This is a genomic window from Kitasatospora gansuensis, from assembly GCF_014203705.1.
Taxonomy (GTDB): Bacteria; Actinomycetota; Actinomycetes; order Streptomycetales; family Streptomycetaceae; genus Kitasatospora; species Kitasatospora gansuensis.
This window is the reverse complement of sequence record NZ_JACHJR010000001.1, coordinates 392,230-413,988: the sequence shown is the minus strand read 5'-3', so window position 1 is coordinate 413,988 and position 21,759 is coordinate 392,230. Positions and strand designations below refer to the sequence as shown.

Annotated in this window: 19 protein-coding genes; 15 read left to right on the top strand and 4 right to left on the bottom strand. The window is 71.3% G+C overall.

What is annotated here, in order from left to right:
* Positions 1-17 precede the first annotated feature (17 nt).
* From F4556_RS01950 to F4556_RS01890, 13 genes are all read left to right on the top strand, one after another.
* Positions 18-1,298, top strand: a complete 1,281-nt coding sequence (locus F4556_RS01950; RefSeq protein WP_184911090.1) for a SidA/IucD/PvdA family monooxygenase — start codon at positions 18-20, stop codon at positions 1,296-1,298.
* A complete protein-coding gene (locus F4556_RS01945; protein ID WP_184911088.1) occupies positions 1,298-1,666 on the top strand; it encodes a cupin domain-containing protein in 369 nt (122 codons plus the stop codon). The genes F4556_RS01950 and F4556_RS01945 overlap by 1 nt, the downstream gene beginning before the upstream one ends.
* Positions 1,663-3,201, top strand: coding sequence for a class I tRNA ligase family protein (locus F4556_RS01940; RefSeq protein ID WP_184911086.1), 1,539 nt, complete (start codon positions 1,663-1,665; stop codon positions 3,199-3,201). The genes F4556_RS01945 and F4556_RS01940 overlap by 4 nt, the downstream gene beginning before the upstream one ends.
* Position 3,202: 1 nt before the next feature.
* Positions 3,203-4,282: an NAD(P)/FAD-dependent oxidoreductase gene (locus F4556_RS01935; RefSeq protein ID WP_184911084.1), complete on the top strand. Its 1,080-nt coding sequence runs from the start codon at positions 3,203-3,205 to the stop codon at positions 4,280-4,282.
* Complete coding sequence (locus F4556_RS01930) at positions 4,279-5,577, top strand: ATP-grasp domain-containing protein (protein WP_184911082.1); 1,299 nt, start codon at positions 4,279-4,281, stop codon at positions 5,575-5,577. Before F4556_RS01935 ends, F4556_RS01930 begins: the two co-directional genes overlap by 4 nt.
* Positions 5,574-5,927, top strand: coding sequence for an avidin-fold protein (locus F4556_RS01925; protein WP_184911080.1), 354 nt, complete (start codon positions 5,574-5,576; stop codon positions 5,925-5,927). The genes F4556_RS01930 and F4556_RS01925 overlap by 4 nt, the downstream gene beginning before the upstream one ends.
* The gene (locus F4556_RS01920) at positions 5,924-7,282 is read left to right on the top strand and encodes an FAD-binding oxidoreductase (RefSeq protein ID WP_184911078.1); all 1,359 of its coding nucleotides are present in this window, start codon (positions 5,924-5,926) and stop codon (positions 7,280-7,282) included. The genes F4556_RS01925 and F4556_RS01920 overlap by 4 nt, the downstream gene beginning before the upstream one ends.
* Positions 7,283-7,379: 97 nt before the next feature.
* Positions 7,380-7,886, top strand: a complete 507-nt coding sequence (locus F4556_RS01915; protein ID WP_184911076.1) for a flavin reductase family protein — start codon at positions 7,380-7,382, stop codon at positions 7,884-7,886.
* Between the two features lie 4 nt (positions 7,887-7,890).
* The gene (locus F4556_RS01910; RefSeq protein WP_184911074.1) at positions 7,891-9,078 is read left to right on the top strand and encodes an acyl-CoA dehydrogenase family protein; all 1,188 of its coding nucleotides are present in this window, start codon (positions 7,891-7,893) and stop codon (positions 9,076-9,078) included.
* Positions 9,079-9,121: 43 nt separating this feature from the next.
* Positions 9,122-9,964, top strand: a complete 843-nt coding sequence (gene ddaH, locus F4556_RS01905; protein WP_184911072.1) for a dimethylargininase — start codon at positions 9,122-9,124, stop codon at positions 9,962-9,964.
* 54 nt (positions 9,965-10,018) lie between these two features.
* Positions 10,019-11,278: an ATP-grasp domain-containing protein gene (locus F4556_RS01900; protein ID WP_184911070.1), complete on the top strand. Its 1,260-nt coding sequence runs from the start codon at positions 10,019-10,021 to the stop codon at positions 11,276-11,278.
* Positions 11,279-11,465: 187 nt separating this feature from the next.
* Complete coding sequence (locus F4556_RS01895) at positions 11,466-12,947, top strand: NCS1 family nucleobase:cation symporter-1 (protein ID WP_376775646.1); 1,482 nt, start codon at positions 11,466-11,468, stop codon at positions 12,945-12,947.
* A gap of 76 nt (positions 12,948-13,023) precedes the next feature.
* Positions 13,024-13,599, top strand: a complete 576-nt coding sequence (locus F4556_RS01890) for a hypothetical protein (RefSeq protein WP_184911068.1) — start codon at positions 13,024-13,026, stop codon at positions 13,597-13,599.
* Between the two features lie 19 nt (positions 13,600-13,618).
* On the opposite strand, the gene F4556_RS01885 is transcribed toward F4556_RS01890, so the two are convergent.
* Together F4556_RS01885 and F4556_RS01880 are read right to left on the bottom strand one after the other, a co-directional pair.
* Positions 13,619-15,184 carry a S8 family peptidase gene (locus F4556_RS01885; protein WP_184911067.1) on the bottom strand — a complete coding sequence of 522 codons (1,566 nt, stop codon included), beginning with the start codon at positions 15,182-15,184 and terminating at the stop codon, positions 13,619-13,621.
* A gap of 350 nt (positions 15,185-15,534) precedes the next feature.
* Positions 15,535-17,079 carry an APC family permease gene (locus tag F4556_RS01880; RefSeq protein ID WP_313068110.1) on the bottom strand — a complete coding sequence of 515 codons (1,545 nt, stop codon included), beginning with the start codon at positions 17,077-17,079 and terminating at the stop codon, positions 15,535-15,537.
* Positions 17,080-17,255: 176 nt separating this feature from the next.
* Here F4556_RS01880 and F4556_RS01875 point away from each other — a divergent pair, with 176 nt between their 5' ends.
* Together F4556_RS01875 and F4556_RS01870 are read left to right on the top strand one after the other, a co-directional pair.
* Complete coding sequence (locus tag F4556_RS01875; RefSeq protein WP_221503508.1) at positions 17,256-18,239, top strand: zinc-binding dehydrogenase; 984 nt, start codon at positions 17,256-17,258, stop codon at positions 18,237-18,239.
* A gap of 115 nt (positions 18,240-18,354) precedes the next feature.
* Positions 18,355-19,539 carry an 8-amino-7-oxononanoate synthase gene (locus F4556_RS01870; protein ID WP_184911066.1) on the top strand — a complete coding sequence of 395 codons (1,185 nt, stop codon included), beginning with the start codon at positions 18,355-18,357 and terminating at the stop codon, positions 19,537-19,539.
* 7 nt (positions 19,540-19,546) lie between these two features.
* Here the strand turns inward: F4556_RS01870 and F4556_RS01865 are convergent, their stop codons facing one another.
* On the bottom strand, positions 19,547-20,554 hold the full coding sequence (locus tag F4556_RS01865) for a YdcF family protein (protein ID WP_184911065.1): 1,008 nt from the start codon (positions 20,552-20,554) through the stop codon (positions 19,547-19,549).
* 35 nt (positions 20,555-20,589) lie between these two features.
* Complete coding sequence (locus tag F4556_RS01860; protein WP_221503507.1) at positions 20,590-21,732, bottom strand: hypothetical protein; 1,143 nt, start codon at positions 21,730-21,732, stop codon at positions 20,590-20,592.
* Between the last annotated feature and the right edge of the window lie 27 nt (positions 21,733-21,759).

The following is a 21,759-nucleotide window of genomic DNA, read 5'->3' as shown; positions in this document are numbered from 1 at the left end:
GCGAGGTGGCAGAGAAGATGACGAACCACGAGGTCGAGGTCCTGGCAATCGGTGCAGGCCCGTCCAACCTGGCCCTGGCGGTGGCTCTCGAGGAGTCCGGCTCCACCGGTCTGGCCAACAACACGCTCATCCTGGAGCAGTACCCGGACGTGAAGTGGCAGCGCAACCTGCTGCTGCCCTTCGCCCGCAGCCAGGTCTCCTTCGTCAAGGACCTGGTGACGCTGCGGAACCCGCAGAGCCGCTTCTCCTTCCTCTCCTTCCTGCACGCCAAGGGCCGGCTCGACGAGTTCGTCAACCTCGGCACCTTCAACCCCTTCCGCCGCGAGCTCTCCGAGTACCTGCAGTGGGTCGCCAACAACCTGGACCACGTGGGGATCCGCTACAACGCGAAGGGCCAGAGCGTCGCTCCCCGCCGGGCCGACGACGGCACCGTGATCGGGTGGCGGGTCACCCTCACCAACGGCGACACGGTGGACACCCGGGACCTGGTGGTCGGCACCGGCCGGGACGCGAACGTCCCGAAGGAGTTCGCTCACCTCCCCGCGGACCGGGTCATCCACAGCACCCAGTACAGCACCCGGATCGCCCAGTACCCGATCGACCGACCGGTCCGGGTGGTGGTGATCGGCGCCGCGCAGAGTGCCGCCGAGATGTTCATGGCCGTGCACAAGGACCTGCCGCTCAGCCAGCCCACCCTGATCCACCGTTCGATCGGTCTGCAGAACTACCAGACCAGCAAGTTCGTCAACGAGCTCTTCTTCCCGTCCTTCGTGAACGAGTTCCACGACAGCCCGGCCGAGTCCCGGAAGCAGATCCTCGAGGAGATCCGGCTGACCAACTACGCCGGTCTGGCCGCCCCGTTCCTGGACGAGACCTACTCGATGCTCTACGAGCAGAAGCTCTCCGGCTCGCAGCGCTCCGCCGTCCGGTCGATGACCGAGGTGCTGGAGGCCCGCGAGGAGGACGGCGAGGTGGTGCTGGAGCTGCGCGACCGCCGTACCGGCAAGACCGACACGGTCCGCTGCGACCTGGTGCTGCTCGGCACCGGTTACGACCAGCGGATGCCCGCGATGGTCCGTCACCTGGCCGGCCAGGTCGGCATCGAGGACATCGCGGTCAACCGTCGCTACCGGGTCGACCTCGGCGAGTCCACCCGCGCCGGGCTCTACCTGCAGGGCTTCAACGAGGCCACCCACGGCATCTCCGACTCGCTGCTCAGCGTGCTGGCGCACCGCTCGCACGAGATCACCACCGACCTGCTCGACCGCCGCACCGTCTCGGCCGAGCGGAGCCTCTGATGGAGATCCGTCGCCTCGACCGGGCCAACCTGACCCCCGCCTACGGCATCCTCGGCGAACGCCTGCAGCCCTGGGACGCGCTCAACGCACCCTTCGAGGGCGCCTGGTGCGTGATCAGCGGCGGCGGGGAGTCCACCCCGCACTCGCACCACGAGTACGAGATCTTCATCGCGATGGCGGGCCGCTCGACCCTGGTGGTCGACGGCACCGACCACGAGTTCATCGCCGGCGACATCGTCCGCCTGCCGCCCGGCTGCACGCACAAGGTGGTCAACAACCACCAGGAGGACTTCGAGTACTACGGGATCTGGTGGGACACCGACATGTCGGACGCGTTCCTCGCCCGTCACCAGAAGGAGAAGGCATGAGCAAGCGCGTGGCGGTGATCTCCCCCGCCCCGACCGCCAACGGAGACCTGCACCTCGGTCACCTCGCGGGGCCGTTCCTGGCCGCCGACGTCTACACCCGCTACCAGCGGGCGACCGGCCGCGAGACCGTCTTCGGCACCGGCGCCCAGGACACCTCGACCTTCGTGGTCACCACCGCCCGACGTCTGGGCACCAGCCCCGAGGCGCTGGTGGCCGACTCGACCGCCAAGATCGAGGCCACCCTGGCCGCGATGGGCATCGAGGTGGACGGCTTCAGCCGGGACGAGGAGCGGTTCACCAAGCTGGTGCTGGACTTCGTCGGCCGGCTGCACAGCGCGGGCAAGGTGGTGCTGAAGCCCGCCCGCTTCCCCTATCTGCCGAGCACCGGCGAGTACCTGGTGGACGGCTTCGTCAAGGGCGGCTGCCCGGTCTGCCTGACCGAGGGCTGCGCCGGACTCTGCGAGAGCTGCGGCCACCCGTCGGCGGCCGGCGACCTGATCGACCCGCGCTCCAGCGAACACCCCGACGAGCCGGTCGAGATCCGCGAAGTCCCGGTCCTGGTCCTGCCGTTGGAGGAGTACCGAGCCCAGCTGAAGGAGTACTTCGCGAGCAGCGGCGCCGCGCTCCGCCCGCACATGGCGCAGGCCGTGCAGGAGATGCTGGACCGCCCGCTGCCCGACCTCCCGATCACCTACCCGATCTCCTGGGGCATCCCCGCGCCGTTCCCCGAGGTATCCGGGCAGACCATCAACCCGAACGCCGAGACGATGGCCTGGTCCATCTACACCACCGCGCTGGGCGCCGAGAAGCGTGGAGAGGTGCTGGCCGCCGATGACCAACTCTGGTGGCCGGAGTCCGAGACCGAGGTGGTCTACTTCCTCGGCTTCGACAACACCTTCCCCTTCGCCATCGCCGGTGCCGCCATGCTGCTGGCACTGGGCGACCGGTACGCGCTGCCGGCCCGTTTCGTCACCAACGAGTTCTACGAGCTGGAGCACCAGAAGTTCTCCACCAGCCGGGGCCACCTGGTCTGGGGTCAGGAGCTGGCGGATCGACTGCCCCGGGATGTCGGCCGGTTCCACCTGGCCGCCACCAGTCCGGAGAACCAGCGCACCAACTTCGGCTGGGGCGCCCTCGAGGCCGTCACCGGAGCCCGGCTGATCCAGCCGTGGAACCGGGTGGCCGCCAAGGTCGAGCAGTGGGCCGGACGGACCCTGCCGGTCTCCGCCGCCTCCCGCTTCGCCGCCGACCGGATCACCCAACGCTTCTCCGCCGCCTACCAGATGCCCGCCTTCAGCCTCGGCCGTGCGGCCGAGACGCTGGCCGAGCAGCTCGGCCGGCTGGACCGCTGGGAGGTCACCGAGGAGCTGGCCGGCGACTTCTGCCACCAGGTGGAGGCCGTCCTGCGCGGCGCCGCCCCGATCCTGATCGACCTGGCCGCCGCGGCCCTGGACGACACCGCCGTCCGGGACCGGGACGAGACCACCGAGATCACCCCGAAGATCCTGCCCCGGCTCACCGGTGGGGCGGTCTGACATGGCAACCGAAGCGCGTCGAGTGCTGGTGGTCGGGGCGGGGGTGACCGGACTGCTCACGGCGGTACGGGCCTCGCTGGCCGGTCACCAGGTCACCGTGCTGGACCGGGGGGCGATCCCCAACCCGGGCTCCACCTCCTTCGACCAGCACCGCGCAGTCCGGGCACTGGACCCGGACGACCTGGCAGGGACCAGGCGCACCGCGGTCGCACACCGCAGGTGGCTGGCCATGGAGGCTCTGCTGGGCACCAAGTTCTACCGCCAGGTCGGCATGCTGAGTGCCTGGCCGGCCGCCGAGATCGACCAGGTGACCGCGGCCGCGGCCGACGCCCAGCTCCCGGTCACCCTGATGGACCCGGCCAAGTTCCCGCACGTGCGGTTCCCCGCCGACTCGGTCGGCGTGCTGGAGCACCAGGGCGGCGTCCTGCTCGCCGACCACGCCCTGGCGGCAGTGGTCCGCTGGCTGGCCGAGCAGCCCAACGTCACGCTCCGCCCGTGGCAGGAGGTCAAGGCGGTGGACCCGGAGACCGGTCAGGTGCACCTGCCCGACGCGGAGACCCTGGAGTCCGACCTGACGCTGATCGCCACCGGTCCCTGGTCGAAGAACCTGGTCGACCTGCCGATGCTGCTGCACCGTCAGACCCTGGTCTACCTCAAGCCGCCGGAGGACCTGGCAGCGGTCTGGGAGCGCACCCCCGGCATCGGCCGGATCGGCTCCGAAGGCACCGCCTGGCTGCTGCCGCCCGGCGAGGGCACCCTGCTCAAGGCGAGCTCGGCCACTGTCTGCCGGGAGGCCGACCTGGCCGCCGACGGCAGCCCGGCCGAAGAGCTCCGCTGGGCCGAACAGGTGCTCTCCGAGCCCATCCTGACCGACCCCAAGCGCTACACGGTGATGGCGGTCAAGCGCTGTCACTACCTGGTGGATGCCGGCACCGGCGCCGCCCACCTGATCCAGCTCGGCCCGAAGACCTGGGCCCGTACCGCCAGCGGCGGCGACGGATTCCGTACCGCCCCGCTGGTCGCCGACCGCATCGCGGCGGCTCTCGAAGACACCGACTACCTGGGAGAAGAAGCGAAATGAGTGGCGAAGACCGAGTGCTGCTGTTGATCGGCAGCGGGCTCAAACTCTACCGCGAGTACATCATCGAGTCCGCCGCCCGGCGGGCGACCGAACTCGGCCTCAAGCTGGTGCTGGTCAACAACCTCAAGCCCACCTGGCAGCAGGAGTACTTCGACGAGATCACCGTGGTCAACGTCTTCGACCACGAGCAACTGCGGGACGCGGCAAGGGAGATCGCCAGTCGCCGAACGGTGGTCGGGGTGGCCTGCTACGACGAGCCGCTGGTGATGCCGGCCGCCGAGCTGGCCGCCGAGTTCGGGGTCCCGGGTCTCGGGCTTGAGGGTGTGCAGGGCTGCCGGGACAAGCACCGGACCCGCTCGCTGCTCTCCGCCGCCGGACTCCCGCAGCCCGGCTTCGAGTTGACCGACACCCTGGAGCAGGCCCGCGAGGTGGCCGACCGGATCGGCTACCCCGTGGTGGTCAAGCCCCGGGCGCTGGGCGCCTCGATGGGTGTCGTACTCGCCGAGGACCAGGCCCAGTTGGACCAGGCGTACCTGGTCGCCTCGAACGCCAGCCTGGTCGGTGACGAGCCGTTCCGCGGCGGGGCGATCGTCGAGGGCTACGCCGTCGGCCCCGAGATCAGCATCGACGGTGTGGTGCACCAGGGCGAGTACCGGCCGATGTTCATCGCCCGCAAGGAGACCGGCCACCACCCGTACTTCGAGGAGATCGGCCACGTCGTGGACGCCGCCGACCCGCTGCTCCGGGACCAGGAGCTGCTGGACGTGCTGTCCAAGGCGCACCAGGTGCTGAACGTCGAGAACGGGATGACCCACGCCGAGGTCAAGCTGACCAAGTACGGCCCGGTGATCATCGAGATCAACGGCCGGCTGGGCGGCGACCTGATCCCCTTCCTGGGCCGGATCGCCACCGGCATCGACGTCGGAGAGGTGCTGGTGGAGGCCGCCACCGGGATCCGTACGGACATCACCTTCACCCGCCGCGAGGTGGCCGGCATCCGCTTCGGCTACCCGACCGAGGACGTCACCGTCCGCGAGGTCAGGGTGCCGACCGACCTGCCGGGGCTGGTGACCGCCGCGCCGATGGTCGACCCGGGCACCGAGCTGCGGCTGCCGCCCGGCGGCTACCTGGCCAGGCACTCCTTCGTGGTCTCCCAGGCCGAGGACCGGGAGGGCGTCACCGAACGCCTCCGGATTGCACTGAACGCAGTCGAGTTGGACGCCGATCCGCTGGAACGAAAGGACGTGAGTGCGGTGCTGGAGATGCCTGCAGGGCTGTTGGACGTGGACAAATGAGGATTGATTACGACGGACGCCAGTTCCGGAAGCTCGAATCGACCGACGGGGTGGTGGCGGTCTACCACCAGCGGGACGACCTGGTCTGGGCGGACTTCGCCGGCGGACCGGTCCGCAAGGGAAGCGTGAACGGGACCGTCAGTGAGGACGGAACCCTCCGGCTCGCCTACACCATGGTGCTGGCCGGCGGAGAAGTGATCGCGGGGCACTCGACGAACACCCCGGAGGAAGGCGCGGACGGCGAACTGCTGCTCCGCGAGGAATGGGAGCGCTACGGCCCGCACGCCGAGACCGGAGTCTCCTACCTGTCGGAAGTGACGGAACGTCAGAAGCAGGAGGCAGCACGATGACCATCGACTGGGAGAGCCTGCGCAGCCAGGTGGACGGCCGGGTCACCCGGCCGGGGGAGCTCGGCTTCGAGGAGAACAGCACCGCCTTCAACAAGCGGTACGCGGGAGTCACCCCGGCCGGGGTGCTCTCGGTGGGCAGTGTGGCGGACGTGGCCCGGGGCATCGCCTGGGCCCGCTCGCAGGGCCTGCCGGTGGTGGCCCGGGGCGGTGGCCACAGCTACGCCGGCCAGGCCACCACCACCGGCCTGCTGCTCGACCTGCACGGGCTGGACGCGATCACCGTGGACCGCGGCTCCGAGCTGGTCCGGGTCGGTGGCGGCGTCCGGGCCGGCCAGCTGTACGCCGAACTCCAGCGCCACGACCTGGCGGTACCGCTGGGCAACTCGAACGACGTCGGGATCGGCGGCCTCACCCTCGGCGGGGGTGTGGCCGCGGTCTCCCGGGCCTTCGGGCTCACCTGCGACTCGCTGGTGGAGACCGACATCGTGCTCGCCGACGGCACCCTGGTGACCTGCAACGAGCACGAGAACTCGGACCTGTTCTGGGCGAGCCGGGGCGGCGGTGGCGGCAACTTCGGGGTCAACACCTCGTTCACCTTCCAGGCCAGGCCGACCATCGCCAGCTCCACCTGCCTGCTGCTCTGGCCGCTCAGCGACGCGGCCGCCGTGCTGCCGGTGATGCAGCGGATCATGCAGGGCGCCCCGAACGAGTTCTCCGCCCGGATCGGCTTCAGCCGCTCCTCGGGGGACGACGGGATGGTCTCGGTGATCGGTCAGCACCTGGGTCCCGCCTCGGAGTTGCGGGAGCTGCTGGCCCCCGTCCTGAGCACGGTGGTGCCCGACCGCGCGGAGATCGAGGACCGCAGCTACTGGGAGGCCAAGGAGTTCCTGCACCACGAGACCTCGGGCGACCCGTTCGCGGTCCGCACCAGGACGGTCACCGAGCCGCTCCCCGAGGAGGCCGTGCACACCGCGCTGACCTTCCTGGCCAAGTGGCCGGGCAGCGGGAACCCGGACGGCGCCGGCCTGGCGCTCTTCACCTGGGGCGGCGCGATCAACAAGGTTCCGGCCACCGAGACCGCATTCCCGCACCGGGACGTCCTCTTCCTGGTCTCGATGGACACCTCCTGGAGCACCGAGGACAGCGCGGAGGTCCGGCAGGCCAACCTGGACTGGCTGACCGATCTGCACGCCGCGATGGGCGAGTACGCCCGGGACGCCAGCTACGTGAACTTCACCGATCCTGACCTGACCGACGCCCACGCCGCCTACTTCGGCCCCAACGTGGACCGACTGCGTCAGATCAAGCGCCAGTACGACCCGGACGGGGTCTTCCGGTTCCCGCAGGGGCTCTGACCCACCGCCCCTGCGGGGGCCCCGACCTGACGCACTACCAGCTGCCGTACCCCCATCTGATCTACCGTCGATCCACCGAGCACGAGAGGACCATGCCATGTCGCCCGATCTGCGAGGCGCGATGCGGAACTTCGCCACCGGAGTCTGCGTCGCCACCACCTACGCCGACCGCGGGGGCGTCCGCCGCCACGATGCGGTGACCCTCAACTCCCTGACCTCGGTATCGCTCGACCCGCCGTTGGTCTCGCTGTCCCTGCACCGGGACTCGCAGTTCCTGACCGATCTGCTGGAGACCAAGAAGTGGGCGGTCTCCATCCTCGACTGCGAGGCCGAGCCGCTGGCCCGGCGCCTCGCCAAGGGCCGGGACGACCGCGCGGAGGCGGTCAACGCCCTCCCGGCCACCCCGGGGCCGAAGACCGGAGCCCTCGTCCTGGACGCGCACAGCGGCCTGGAGTGCGTGCTCTGGGACAGCTTCGACATCGGCGACCACACCATGGTCATCGGTGAGGTGGTCTCCACCGGTGTCCGCGACCTGCAACCCCCTCTGCTCTTCCTGCACGGCAGCTTCCAGCACCTGGCGGCTGCCACCACCTCCAAGGAGTAACGAAATGCCGAACAACCCGGTGGTCCCGAACACCGCCGCCGACATCCTCGCCGCCGCCAAGGCGCTCGCCCCGCAGCTGCGGGAGCGCTCGGTGGAGATCGAGAAGAACCGCCGAATGCCCGCCGACGTGGTCGAGTTGATCCGCGGTACCGGTGCCTTCCGGATGGGCTTCAGCAAGGCCTGGGGCGGCCCGGAGCTGACCTCGGTCGAGCAGACCGAGGTGGTCGAGGCGCTGGCCTACGGTGACGCCTCGGCCGGCTGGGTCGCGATGATCGGGATGGACTCCGGCCTGTACGCCAACTTCCTGGACGAGGTGGTCGCCAAGGAGATGTTCCCCAGCATCGACATGACCACCGCCGGTCTGCTCTTCCCGACCGGCAAGGCCGACCGGGTGCCCGGCGGCTACCGGCTCAGCGGCCGCTGGCAGTTCGGCAGCGGCGTCACGCACGCCGACTGGGTGGTCTCCGGTGCCTTCATCACCGAGAACGGGCAGCCCTGGCCGGCCGACGGGCCGCAGGACTCGATCCTGCTGGCGGTCCCGCAGTCCGACATCGAGGTGATCGACACCTGGAACACCACCGGCCTGGCCGGCAGCGGGAGTTGTGACTACACCATCACCGACGTGTTCGTCCCGGACAACCGCACGATGACCTTCGCCACCGTCCGCAACGGCGAGGGCCCGCTGGCCCAGCCCGAGGTGCACATGCGGAACATGCCGGGCGTCCCGCTCGGCGTGGCCCGGGCCGCGCTGGACTGGGTGCGCGAGCAGGTGGTCGCCAAGTCGCAGCCCGGTGGCGGCGGTTGGGCCGACAACTGGCGAATGCAGGTCGCCCTGGCCGAGTGCGAGGCGGACTTCAACGCCACCCGGAGCGCGGTCTACGGCGCGATGCGGCGCCAGTGGGAGGTGCTGGAGGCCGGCGGCACCATGGACGACCTGACCGCCGACGAGCGCGCGGCGCTGCCGCTCTCCCGCCTGCACGCCTTCCGGACCGCCCGCTCGATCGTGATGCGGCTGTACGACCTGATGCAGACCGGCTCGATCTACCGCCCGAGCCCGCTGGACCGCTGGCTCCGCGACACCATGACGATGTGCCAGCACGTGGTGGCCCAGGACAAGATCCTGCAGACCGCCGGTGCGTACCTGCTGGGCAGCAAGCCCGGCTTCCCGCTGAGCCTCGGCATCACCGGCTGAGACCCGGCAGATCTTTCCAACACCCCGGGAAGGACACACCCTCATGACCGACCTCCTCGCTCCCCCCACCGCTGCGACCCGGCGGCAGGCACGCATCCGACACTTCCTGATGTGCCGCCCGGACCACTTCGACGTCACGTACACCATCAACCCGTGGATGGACCCGGAGAAGCCCACCTCGAACGACCTGGCCCTCGCGCAGTGGGAGGTGCTGCACAAGCTGCTGGTCGAGCTCGGCCACCACGTGCAGACCATCGACGCCGAGGCCGGTCTGCCGGACATGGTCTTCGCCGCCAACGGTGCCACCGTGGTGGACGACAAGGCGCTGGTCGCCCGGTTCCGGCACTCGGAACGGGACGGTGAATCGCAGCACTACGTGGACTGGTTCCGTAAACAGGGCTTCGTGGAGGTCGTGCAGGCGCAGTACCCGAACGAGGGCGAGGGCGACTACCTGACCACCCGCCGGGCCATCCTGGCCGGCAACGGCTTCCGCTCCGACCCGCGCTCGCAGGCCGAGGCCGAGGCGCTGTTCGGCCGCCCGGTGGTCGGACTGACCCTGGTGGACCCGCGGTTCTACCACCTGGACACCGCGCTGGCCGTGCTGGACGAGGACGAGGTCATGTACTACCCGGCCGCGTTCACCCCGGAGAGCCGCCGGGTGCTGGAGACGCTGTTCCCGGACGCGGTGCTCGCCGACGAGGCGGACGCGGTGGTGTTCGGCCTCAACGCGGTCTCCGACGGCTACAACGTGATCCTCCCGGAGGCCGCCACCGGCCTGGCCGCCAAGCTCCGGGCCCGGGGCTTCCGGACCCACGGCGTGGACCTCTCCGAGCTGCTCAAGGCGGGCGGCAGCGCCAAGTGCTGCACCCTCGAACTCCGGCACTGACGCCCATACTTCGCCCCCTTCCTCCCCTTCCTTCCGTGACAGGAGAAGCACCAAATGACCGAGCAGCCCTGGATCATCGTCGGGTTCGTGAACGTCCTCCCGTACATCAAGGAGTTCGCTCCTGGATCGGTGATCGTCATCGACGAGCCGGACGTGATCCGCAAGGGTGACGTCAAGGCCGCCCTGGAGGGCGCCTCGATGCTCCGCGAACTGATCGAATGGGAGTACCAACTCCCGGCCTCGGCCGACGAGTTCTTCAACACCTACCCCGACCTCGACCCGGCCCTGGTGTCCCCGCTGGTCGAGTACGCCACCCCGTTCGCCGCCCGGCTGGCCGAGCGGTACGGCGTACCGGGGGCGGGGGCCGGCGCGGCCCAGGTCCTGCGGGACAAGTCGCTGCTGCGCAAGGTCTCCCGAGCCGCCGGCGTCCCGAACCCGGCCTCCCGCGAGGTCACCTCCCCGGACGAGGTCCGGGAGTTCGCCGCCGCGTACCCCGGCTCGCTGGTCCTGAAGCCGGCCAACCGGCAGGCCTCGGTCGGCACCAAGGTGATGCACTCGCTGGACGGCCTGGACGCCGCCTGGGAGGAGTGCATCAAGCAGGACGAGGGCAACCTGGTCCCGGACCGCGACCGCGAACTGCGGATGCTGATCGAGCAGTTCGTGAAGGGCGAGGAGTACAGCGTCGAACTCCTGGTCCGCGAGGGCGAGGTGCTGTTCTCCAACGTCACCGGCAAGCTGCTGTTCGCCGGACCGCGCCCGATCGAGCTGGGGCACACCGTCCCGGCCGCCGGGATCTCGGCCGAGCTGAGCGAGCTGCTGGTGGCGCAGACCGAGACGGTGATCCGCTCGGTCGGCTTCGGCAGCGGCATCATCCACTGCGAGTGGATCGTCAGCGAGGGCACCCCCTACCTGGTGGAGTGCGCCGGACGGTTCCCGGGCGACGGCATCCCGATGCTGATCGAGGAGGCGTACCAGATCAACCTGGCCCGCGACTTCTACACCGTCATGCAGGGCGGCCGTCCCGAGCCGATGCCCCGTCAGGCGTCGGGCGGCGCGGCGGTGCGCTTCATGGAGGCGGTGCCGGGCGAGGTGGTCTCGATCACCGGCGTCGAGGAGGCCCGCGAACTGCCGGGCGTGCTCTCGCTCACGCTGAAACTGACACCCGGCGACACCGTCCGGGAGCTGCGCAGCTCCTGGGACCGGGTCGGTTCGGTGATGGCCCGTGGGGCGGACTCGCTGGAGGCACTGCGGAACGCGGAGGCGGTGGTCGCCGCGGTGGGGATCGAGACCACTCCCGCCACCGCGGTGAACTGACTTGCCGTGGCCGGACGCGCCGTACCCCGGGACTTACGTTCCCGGCGGTCGGCGCGTTCTCGGCGCTCCTTTCTGCGGACTGCCCGGGTTGTTTCCGGCATGAAACGGTTGGGTCCCCGGGCTAGGCAAGGGGCGGCGTAGGCGAGATCATCGACGCCACCCCTTCACCCTCGCCCGGGAGTTGCCCTTGTCCAGTCAGCTGGTCCACCCCGACCGCCGGGTCGAACTGCTCCCCGACGTCGCCCTGACCGACCCGCGGTTCGCCAACGACGACCTCCGCCCGGTGCCGGTCGCCGACCGGCGCTGGACCACCTACAACTTCCTCGCGCTCTGGGTCGGCATGGCGCACAACGTGCCGTCCTGGACGCTGGCTTCGGGCCTGGTCGCGCTCGGCATGGACTGGAAGCAGGCGGTCCTCACCATCGGCCTGGCCAACCTGATCGTGCTGATCCCGATGCTGCTGACCGGCCACGCCGGCACCCGGTACGGCATCCCGTTCCCGGTCTTCGCCCGGGCCTCCTTCGGTCTGCGCGGCGCCAACCTGCCCGCGCTGCTGCGCGCGGCGGTGGCCTGCGCCTGGTTCGGCATCCAGAGCTGGATCGGCGGCTCGGCGATCTTCCTGCTGGCGGGTGAACTGATCGGCTCCGGCTGGCTGGGCGCCTCGCAGGTCGGCGGCTACCCGTGGACCCAGTGGCTGTCCTTCCTGCTGTTCTGGCTGGTCGAGATGCTGGTGATCGCCCGCGGCATGGAGACCCTGCGCCGGTTCGAGAACTGGGCGGCGCCGTTCGTCATCGTCGGGGCGCTCGCGCTGCTGGCCTGGATCTCGGTCAAGGCGGGCGGCTTCGGTCCGCTACTCTCCCAGCCCTCCGCGCTCGGCTGGGGCAGCGGCTTCTGGCAGGTCTTCTTCCCGGCCCTGATGGGCATGATCGGCTTCTGGTCCACTCTGTCGCTGAACATCCCGGACTTCACCCGGTTCGGCGGCAGCCAGCGCGCCCAGGCGGTCGGCCAGGCGCTCGGCCTGCCCACCACGATGACGCTGTTCGCGCTGCTCTCGGTACTCGTCACCTCCGGCTCGCAGGCCGTCTACGGCGCGCCGATCTGGGACCCGGTGGCGCTGGCCGCCAAGATGGACAGCACCGTCGGCATCCTGTTCGCCCTGCTCACCGTGCTGATCGCCACCCTGTCGGTGAACATCGCCGCGAACGTGGTCAGCCCCGCGTACGACCTCGCCAACCTGCTGCCACGGTTCGTCAACTTCCGTACCGGCGCCCTGATCACGGGCGTGGTCGGGATCGTGATCTTCCCCTGGAAGCTGGTCTCCGACCCGGCCTTCTACATCTTCACCTGGCTCGGCACCGTCGGCGGCCTGCTCGGCAGCGTCGGCGGCGTCCTGATCGCCGACTACTGGCTGATCCGCCGCACCGAACTCGTCCTGGCCGACCTCTACCGCCCCGAGGGCCGCTACTGGTACTCCGGCGGCTGGAACTGGCGCGCCGTCACCGCCCTGGCCACCGGCGGCCTGCTGGCCATCGGCGGCTCGCACGGCGGCCCGTTCCCGGCCGACGGCCTGATCCCGCTGCTCAAGCCGCTGGCCGACTACGGCTGGGCGGTCGGCTTCGGGGCCGCCCTGCTGCTCTACACGGCCCTCACCCGGCTCGCCCGGACTTGAGGGATGACGCACCGTCAGCCAGGATCGTCCGCGTGGGTGCCGCCGGACCGGCGGTGGTTCACGAGGGGGAGGGCCGATGGGCTTCAACGGTTATCTGGTGCTGGCGCGGACGAAGGAGGCGGTGACCGACCTGCTCGACCTTTCGGCGGCGGACGAGGTGCAGCTCCACGAGCCGATCGACTGCCCCGAGGGGTGGCGGGTGCTGGGTCTGCGCCCCTACCCGGCCGAGGATCTGGTCGACGACGGGCAGGTGCGGCGACTCGCGGCCGACACCGGGGCGCCGGTGCTGGTCTGCCAGGTCTTCCGGAGTGACTACGCCGAGGTTCGGGGGTGTGCTCCCGGCGGCCGGGTGTGGTCGGCGGAGTTCAACGTCCGGCTGGTGGTCGAGCAGGCCGTCCTCGAGGAGTTCGGCTGCACCGAGGACGACGGGCTGAGTGCGGAGGAGTGGCAGGAGTGCGTCGACGCGGTCACCGCGCGCTGGGACGCGGAGCGCGCCGACGCACTCGGCCATGCACTGTCGTGGGCGGCCGCCGCCGGCCACGAGGTGTCCCGGGACGCGGTGGCCGAGGTGGTCAACGGCGCGGAGAGCTTCGCCGAGGCAGCGGTGCACGAGCTCTTCCGCTGCCTCGGCGTCCGCGTCCCCGTGGAGTGAGAGCGGCCGGACACGTCGCTCAGAACCGCAGGGCCCAGCTGTCCAGGTAGCCGCTGAAGATCTGGGTGACGTCGGTGACGCGCAGGCGCCAGACGCCGTTGGCGGTCTCGCTGGAGGCGTCGATGCCGTAGACGCCGAGCAGGTCCTTGCTGCCGTCGGCGATGTAGTCCTCCTTGATCAGGTAGACGGTGCCGTCGGGGGCGATCAGTTCGACCCGCAGGTCGCCGCTCCACTCGTGTTTGATGTCGAGTTCGATGTCCAGGTCGACGGGTGCGCGGCCGGGCACGCCGGTGACCGTGACGGCCGACTCGATCGGGCCGTCGTCGGTGACCTGGTCGGTGGTGTTGGCGAAGCGCGGGCCCGGCGGGCGGACGGGGGCGCTGCCGGTGTAGAGCAGCCGGTCGGGCGTACCGTCGCCGGGATCGCCGAGGTCGCGTAGGGAGCCGGTGGTGGCGGTGCTGGTGAGGGCGGTGGCCACCTGGGCGGGGGTGGCGGTGCGGTGGCTCGCCAGGTAGAGGGCGGCCGCGCCCGCCACGTGCGGGGTGGCCATCGAGGTGCCGGACATGCTGGTCTCGCCGTCCTCCCACCAGGTGGAGGCGGAGACGATGTCCGAGCCCGGGGCGAACAGGTCAACCAGCGGGCCGTAGTTGGAGTAGGAGGCGCGCCGGTCGCTGCTGGTACTGGCGCCGACGGTGAGCGCGGTGGCGACCCGGGCGGGTGAGTGCTCGGAGGCGTCCACGCCGTCGTTGCCCGCCGCCACCGCGTAGGTGAGGCCGGTGGCGATCGAGTTGCGGACGGCGGTGTCGAGCGCCTCGTCCGGATCGCCGCCCAGGCTCATGTTGACCACGGCCGGTTTGACGGCGTGCGAGGTGACCCAGTCGATGCCCGCCACCACCTGTTCGGTGGTGCCGGAGCCGGAGTCGTCGAGCACCCGGACGGCGACCACCTTGGCCTGCTTGGCCACGCCGTACAGGGTGCCCGCCACGGTGGCCGCGACATGGGTGCCGTGCCCGTAGCCGTCCTGGGCGACGTTGTCGTTGTCGATGAAGTCGTAGCCGTAACTGGCCCGACCACCGAAGTCGTTGTGCTCGATCATCACCCCGGTGTCGACGATGTACGCGGTGACCCCCCGGCCCGCGGTGTCGGGGTAGCCGTAGCGGCTGTCCAGCGGCAGCCGGCGGCGGTCGATCCGGTCCAGGCCCCAGGACGGCGGTTCGGTCTGGGTGACGGTGGCGTCCACCCGCACCCGGCGGTTGGGGACGACCGAGGCGACGGCCGGGTCGGCCGCGAGGCGGCGGGCCTGCCGGGAGTCGAGCTGCACCGAGTAGCCGTGGAACGCCGCGTCGAAGCTGCGGCGCAGCTTCCCGTGGTAGCGGGCCGCCAGTTCGGCGCCGGAATCCGCCGTCAGCGCCCGGGACTTGAGGATGACCAGGTAGCTGCCAGGGACGGTGCCGGGTGCGCCGTCGCCGCGGACCACGCCCTCCCGGTCGGCGGCGACGGCCGGGGTGCCGCCCGCGACGGCCAGCGCCGCGGCGAGCAGCAGTGCGGCGGGTATGCGGTGGGACGGCAGGAGTCTGCGGAGCATGGTTTCCCCCCTTGCTCGGCCCGCGCCGAGGTGACGCGGGCAGGCCGGGGGAGGCCGTGGTCTCCCCCCACTTTCATCAGCCTGACGGAGCGTCAACTGTCTGTAAAGAAGCCCTACTTGATCCTCGGCGCGGCCCGATGCGCGCGCCAGGCGGCCAGTGCGTCCGGCCGGGTGCCGGCGGGGTGTGCGGTGTGCCAGTCCCGCAGGAACCGGTTGAACTCGAACTGCGACCCGACCTCCTGCGGCAGCGCCGCCGATTCCCGGGTGTCGTACCAGTGCTGGACCGCCTCGGCCAGCGTGCGGCCGCCGGAGCGCCGGACGGGCGGGGGCCGCAGAAGACCAGGCGGGGGTCAGTCCTCGACGATCAGCGACGGGGTGTCGTGGCGCAGGGTCTGCCCCCGGAAGTACTCGGGGGCGCGGCGCTGCCAGAGCAGCATCAGCACCACGCCGAGCAGCAGCAGGCCGAAGCCGATCAGGAAGACGGTGCCGACGCCGAACAGTGAGGTGCCGGAGCCGTAGTCCGGGTCCCAGGTGTCGACGGCGGTCTTGGCGAAGATCAGGGTGAGAATTACCGCGCCGGTCAGCGGGAACAGCCCCTTGAAGAGGAAGTCCCGGAACGAGTGGGTGAGTTCACGGCGGAAGTACCAGACGCAGGCGTACGAGGTGAGGCCGTAGTAGAAGCAGATCATCATGCCGAGCGCGAAGATGGTGTCCACCAGCACGCTGTCGCTGATCAGGGTCATCGCCGAGTAGAAGACCGCGGTGCCGACCCCGGAGACCAGGGTCGCGGTGGACGGACTGGCGAACCGCGGGTGGACGGTGGCCAGCCGGGCCGGGATGGCCCGGTAGGTGCCCATCGCGAGCATGGTGCGGGCCGGCGGCAGGAAGGTGGTCTGCAGGCTGGACGCGGAGCTGGCCAGCACGGCGATGAAGATCAGGATCGCCAGGCTGCCGAGCACCGGATCGGCCAGCGCGGCGAAGACGTTGTCCTCGGTCTCGGGATTGCCCAGGCCGTACGAGGTGCTGCCGACCCCGGCGAACCGCTGGGCCGCGATCGCGACCACCAGGTAGCTGGTGAGGATGACCAGCATGGTGAGCAGCGCGGCCCGGCCGGGGGTCTTCGCGCTGCCGCTGGTCTCCTCGTTGACGGTCAGTGAGGTGTCCCAGCCCCAGTAGATGAAGAGCGAGAGCGAGAGCCCGGCGGTGAAGGCGGCGAAGGACTCGACCGCGAACGGGTCCAGCCACTGCCAGCTGAATTCGATGGCCAGCTCGGAGCGCCCCTGGCCGGCCTTGACGAACGCGTACAGGGCGAACATCGCCAGCACCACCAACTGGAGCGCCACCAGGACGTACTGGACCTCCTTGGTGAGGCCGACCCCCCGGTACGCGATCGCGGTGGCCGCCGCGACGAAGGCGATGCAGGTCAGGACGTTGACGCCCTTGTTGTGCGCCAGATCGGCCAGGCTCGGGTGCTCGAAGACCCGGGCCAGGAAGAGGTAGAAGAACGAGACCGCCACTCCGGCCAGGTTGGAGAGCACGATGATGGTCGCCACCACCAGACCCCAGCCGCACATCCAGCCGACGTGCGGGCCGAACGCCTTCGCGGTCCAGGTGAACGAGGTGCCGCAGTCCGGCATCACCCGGTTCAGCTCCCGGTAGGCGAAGGCCACCAGCAGCATCGGCACGAACCCGGCCAGGAACACCGCGGGCATCTGCAGCCCGACCTGACCGACCGTCGGCCCCAGGGTCGCGGTCAGCGCGTACACCGGTGCGACCGAGGAGACGCTGAGCACCACGCTCGCCACCAGGCCGACCGCGCCGGGGCGCAGGCCCTTCTCGTGCAGGTCCGGCTCGGGCAGGTGTTCGCCGTCGGTACTGAGGTCACTCTCGCGCACTGGGCCTCCCTGGAACGATGATCACCACGGCGCGGCCACGAAGTCACGGACCCGGGCCCCGAACCGCGCGGAACCACCCGTGCGGCGGTGCATCGGCGGGGGTGTAGCAGGAACACGCGCCCGCTGCCGGAAGGTTGTGCCTGCGGCAGCGAAACGGGACGACGAAGGAGAACGCGATGGACGGCACGATGCGGGCCGTGGTGCTGGCGGCGCCGGGGCCGGTGGAGCAGCTGAGCGTGGTCCGGCTGCCGAAGCCGGAGCCCGCGCCCGGCTGGGTGCGGATCAAGGTGGAGGCGTTCGGGCTGAACCGCTCCGAGCTGCACACCCGGCTCGGCCTGGCCGAGGGCGTGACCTTCCCCCGGGTGCCCGGCATCGAGGCCACCGGCACGGTGGACCTGGACCCGGACGGCGTGCTGCGCCCCGGGCAGCAGGTGGTGACGATGATGGGCGGCATGGGCCGGACCTTCGACGGCGGGTACGCCGAGTACACGGTGGTGCCGCGCGAGCAGGTCGTCCCGTTCGCCTCCGGGCTGCCCTGGGAGGTGCTGGGCGCCGTCCCGGAGACCCTGCAGACCGCGTACGGCTCGCTCACCGTCGGGCTCGACCTGACACCGGGTCAGTCGCTGCTGATCCGGGGCGGCACCTCGGCGCTCGGCCTGGTCGCGGCCACCCTGGCCAAGGACCTCGGCGCCACCGTGCTGTCCACCACCCGCAACCCCGACCGGCTCGGCGCGCTGGCCGGGCACGGCGTCGACCACCCGCTGGTGGACGACGGCAAGGTGGCCGAGCAGGTCCGGGCGATCCTCCCGGACGGGGTGGACGCGGCGCTCGAACTGGTCGGCACCCCGACCCTGCCGGACACCCTGGCGGCGGCCCGGGTGCACGGCACCGTCTGCTTCACCGGGATGCTCTCCAACCAGTGGACCGTGCCCGACTTCTACCCCATCGGCTACCTGCCGCGCGGTGTCCGGCTGGCCGCCTACTCCGGCGAGGCCGCCGACCTGCCGCCCGAGGTGCTGCAGCGCTACCTGGACCGGATCGCCGCCGGGGAGATCGGCGTCGGCCCGACCCACGTCTACCGGCTGGACGAGATCAGGGACGCCCACACCGACCTCGAACACGGCCACCGGTTCGGCAAGCTCGTGGTGCGGGTGAACTGAGCCACACGGCGCACCGCCGGGAGCGGTGAATCCGCAGGTCACAGCCGCCTGCCGGGCAATCGGGGCCGTACCGGACCGTTGCCCGACCGGCGGGGCGGATGACAGAGTGCGAGCCATGGTCAACTCCGCTGCGCCCGTCACCGCCGAGCCGCTGGCTCCCGCCGCCGTCTTCGACTGGCTGGACCAGGCCGCCGACCTGCGGGCCGCCGCCGGGCTGACCCGGACGCTGCGCAGCCGCCCCGCCGAGGACCCGGTGCTCGACCTGGCCGGCAACGACTACCTCGGGCTGGTCCGCCACCCGGCCGTGACCCGGGCCGCCGCCGACGCCGCCCTGCGCTGGGGCGGCGGCGCCACCGGCTCCCGCCTGGTCACCGGGACGACCGCGCTGCACACCGAACTCGAACGGGAACTGGCCGACTTCTGCGGGGCCGAGGCTGCCCTGGTCTTCTCCTCCGGCTACGCCGCGAACCTGGCCGCGCTGACCGCGCTGACCGACCCCGACACGCTGATCGTCTCGGACGCCTACAATCACGCCTCGCTGATCGACGGCTGCCGCCTCTCCCGCAGCCAGGTGCACCGGGCCCCGCACGACGACCCGGCCGCCGTCGCCGAGGTGCTGGCCGCGCGGACCCAGCCGCGCGCGCTGGTGGTCAGCGACTCGGTGTTCTCGGTGGACGGCAACGCCGCCCGGGTCGGCGAGCTCTCCGCCGCCGCCCGCGCGCACGGCGCCGCGCTGCTGATCGACGACGCGCACGGCCTCGGCGTGCTCGGCCCCGGCGGCAGCGGCGCGGTGGCCGCCGCCGGACTGGCCGGCGCCCCCGACACGGTCGCCACCGTCACCCTCTCCAAGTCGCTCGGCTCGCAGGGCGGCGCGGTGGTCGGCCCCCGACGGGTGATCAGGCACCTCACCGAGACCGCCAGGACCTTCATCTTCGACACCGGCCTGGCCCCCGCCGCCGCCGGAGCGGCACTGGCCGCGCTGCGCCTGCTGCGGGCCGAACCGGAGCGCGCCGAGCGGGCCCGCGAGGTGGCCCGGCTGCTGTCGGCCCAGCTCACCGCCGCTGGACTGCGGGCCAGCACCCCGGACGCCGCCGTGGTCTCGGTCCGCGCCCCCGGCCCCGAGGCCGCGGTGGCCTGGGCCGCCGACTGCCGTACCGCCGGTCTCGCGGTCGGCTGCTTCCGCCCGCCGTCCGTGCCCGACGGCATCTCCCGGCTCCGGCTGACCGCGCGCGGCGACCTGACGGACGCCCAGATCGCGCACGCCGTGGACGTGATCCGCCGCACCGCCCCGCTGGGGTGACCCGGCGTCAGTCGTGCCAGCCGGCCGCGCCGCCGAGCAGCACCAGCAGCAGGAGCGCACAGGCGTTGGTGACGGGGTACGACACCAATACCGCGACGAACTCCCGCAGCACGGCGCTCGGCCAGTAGTAGCCCGCGGTCGGCGCACCGGTCACCTGGCCGGGGACGCCGGCCCGGCGGGTGATCAGCGCGGTGCGCAGGACGTGGAAGTCGTTGGTCACCACCACGCAGCGGTACCGCTCCCGCTCGGCCGCCATCACGGCCGCGCTGAACTCCATGTTCTCGGCGGTGTTCCGGGACCGATCCTCCAGCCGGATCCGGTCGGCCGGGATCCCACGCCCCGTCAGGTACCGGGCCATCGCGGCGGCCTCCGAGCACTGCTCGTCGGAGCCCTTGCCGCCGGAGACCACCAGCACCGGCGGACGGCCCCGGGCGTCCTGCGCCGCGCAGAGGTCGAAGGCCCGGTCCAGTCGGGCCGCCAGCAACGGGGGCACCCGGTCGCCGTCGACCAGCCCGGCGCCGAGCACGACGACGAAGTCCACGTCGCGACGGACCGGCAGCCGCCCGTACAGCCAGGCGTACCCGAGGAAGCAGAGCAGCAGGAAGGCCAGGTACCCGGCGGGCAGCAGCACCGCACCCGCCACCACGTGCAGCGCCGTCGAGTCGACCCGGGCCGCCGTCCAGAGCAGCGCGAGCACCCCGAGCACGGCCAGCCCGGTCCCCAGCGACAGCAGATTGGCCGGCCGCCCACTGCCCTCCTGACGGGCCATCACCACCCCGTTGGCGAGCAGGCAGACCGCCACCGCCACGGCGGCCAGCACGGCAGCGAACGGGGTCAGCACCTCCACGGCGTCCAGCACCCCGGGCGGCATCCGGTCGAGCTCACCGAGCACGCCCAACGCGAAGAAGACCACCGCGAGCCCGAGCAGCACGGCGTTGCTGAACCGGCGCCGGTCCCGGCGGACGTTCCGCCCGAAGAGCAGCAGGAGCAGGGTGGCGAGCGCGTAGGCGATCATCCGACGATCCTAGGGCTGGGCAGCCCCGAGACCGGTCAGATGAGGCGGTCGTGGTGCTGTGCCGCGGTGGCGCGGACGAGTGCGAGGAATGCCTCGCGGCTGTGCTGCTGCTGTTGTTCGGCCTGCGCGTCGTCCAAGTCCTCGTGCTCGTCTTCCTCCTCCTCCTCGTCCTCATCCCCGTCCTCGTACGCGTCGTGGAGGAGCCAGCAGCCCTGGATACCGGTGATGAGGTCTTCGAGCAGGTCGCGGGAGGGCCGCTTGGGGTCGAGCGGTGTCAGCCGCAGGTCCGTCTCCTCCTCGTCGTCGGTGTACTCGGCGAGCAGCTCCTCGGCCTCCTCCAACTGCTCGCGGAAGGCCGCCGGGTCGGGCAGTACGCCGTCGGCGACCCGCAGGGCGTGCCGCACCAGCCCGGTGACGACGTCGTACGGGGAGGCACCCGCGTCGAGCAGCTCGAGTACGAGCGTGGGTGTCTCGTAGGGCAGGGCCTCGATGTTGTCCGCCTCGCGGACCACGTCGGTGAGCGCCTGCCCGGACACCTCCGAGACGGCCTCGGCGGCGGCGTACAGCCAGTGTGCGGCGGCCACCGCCGCAGCCGTCGGATCGACGTCGGAGAAGAGCGCGGCCGAGCCGAACGGGTTCGCGTGCAGCAGCCGGTCGGCCGCGGCGACCTGCACCGGGGAGGCGTCCTCGCGGCTGAGCAGGACGGCCTGCTGGGCGCGGCCGGTGAGGTCACCGAGCTCGGCCGCCTCCACCGCGGCCAGTTCCGCCGCGATGTCGGTGCGCACCGCCGCCGTCAACTCGGGGAGGCCGAGGGCGAGCAGGGCGCGGCCGACGCGGTTCGCGTTCTCCACCAGCGGGCTGTAGGAGACGGTGATCGAACCGCCCTGCGGCAGATGCGGGGTGGCGACGGCCTGGGCCACCTCCTCGAACGCCTTGCGTTCCCGCTCGCGGTGCCAGCCCTCGCTGTCGGGTTCGAGCGAGTCGGCGCCGCCGACGGAGTGGGTGTAGGTGTGCCACGCCGCCGACGACAGCTGCGTGAGCACACTGGCCAGCCGGGAGAGCGCGCCGGTGTCGGTGCCGGCCGGGACGGCGGCGATGAGGGTGGCCAGATCGCCCTCACCGCTTCCCCAGCTGGCGATGAGTTCGTGTCGAACAGGGTCGACGCAGTACCGGGTCACGATGGACCACCTCCAGGCTCCGCACCG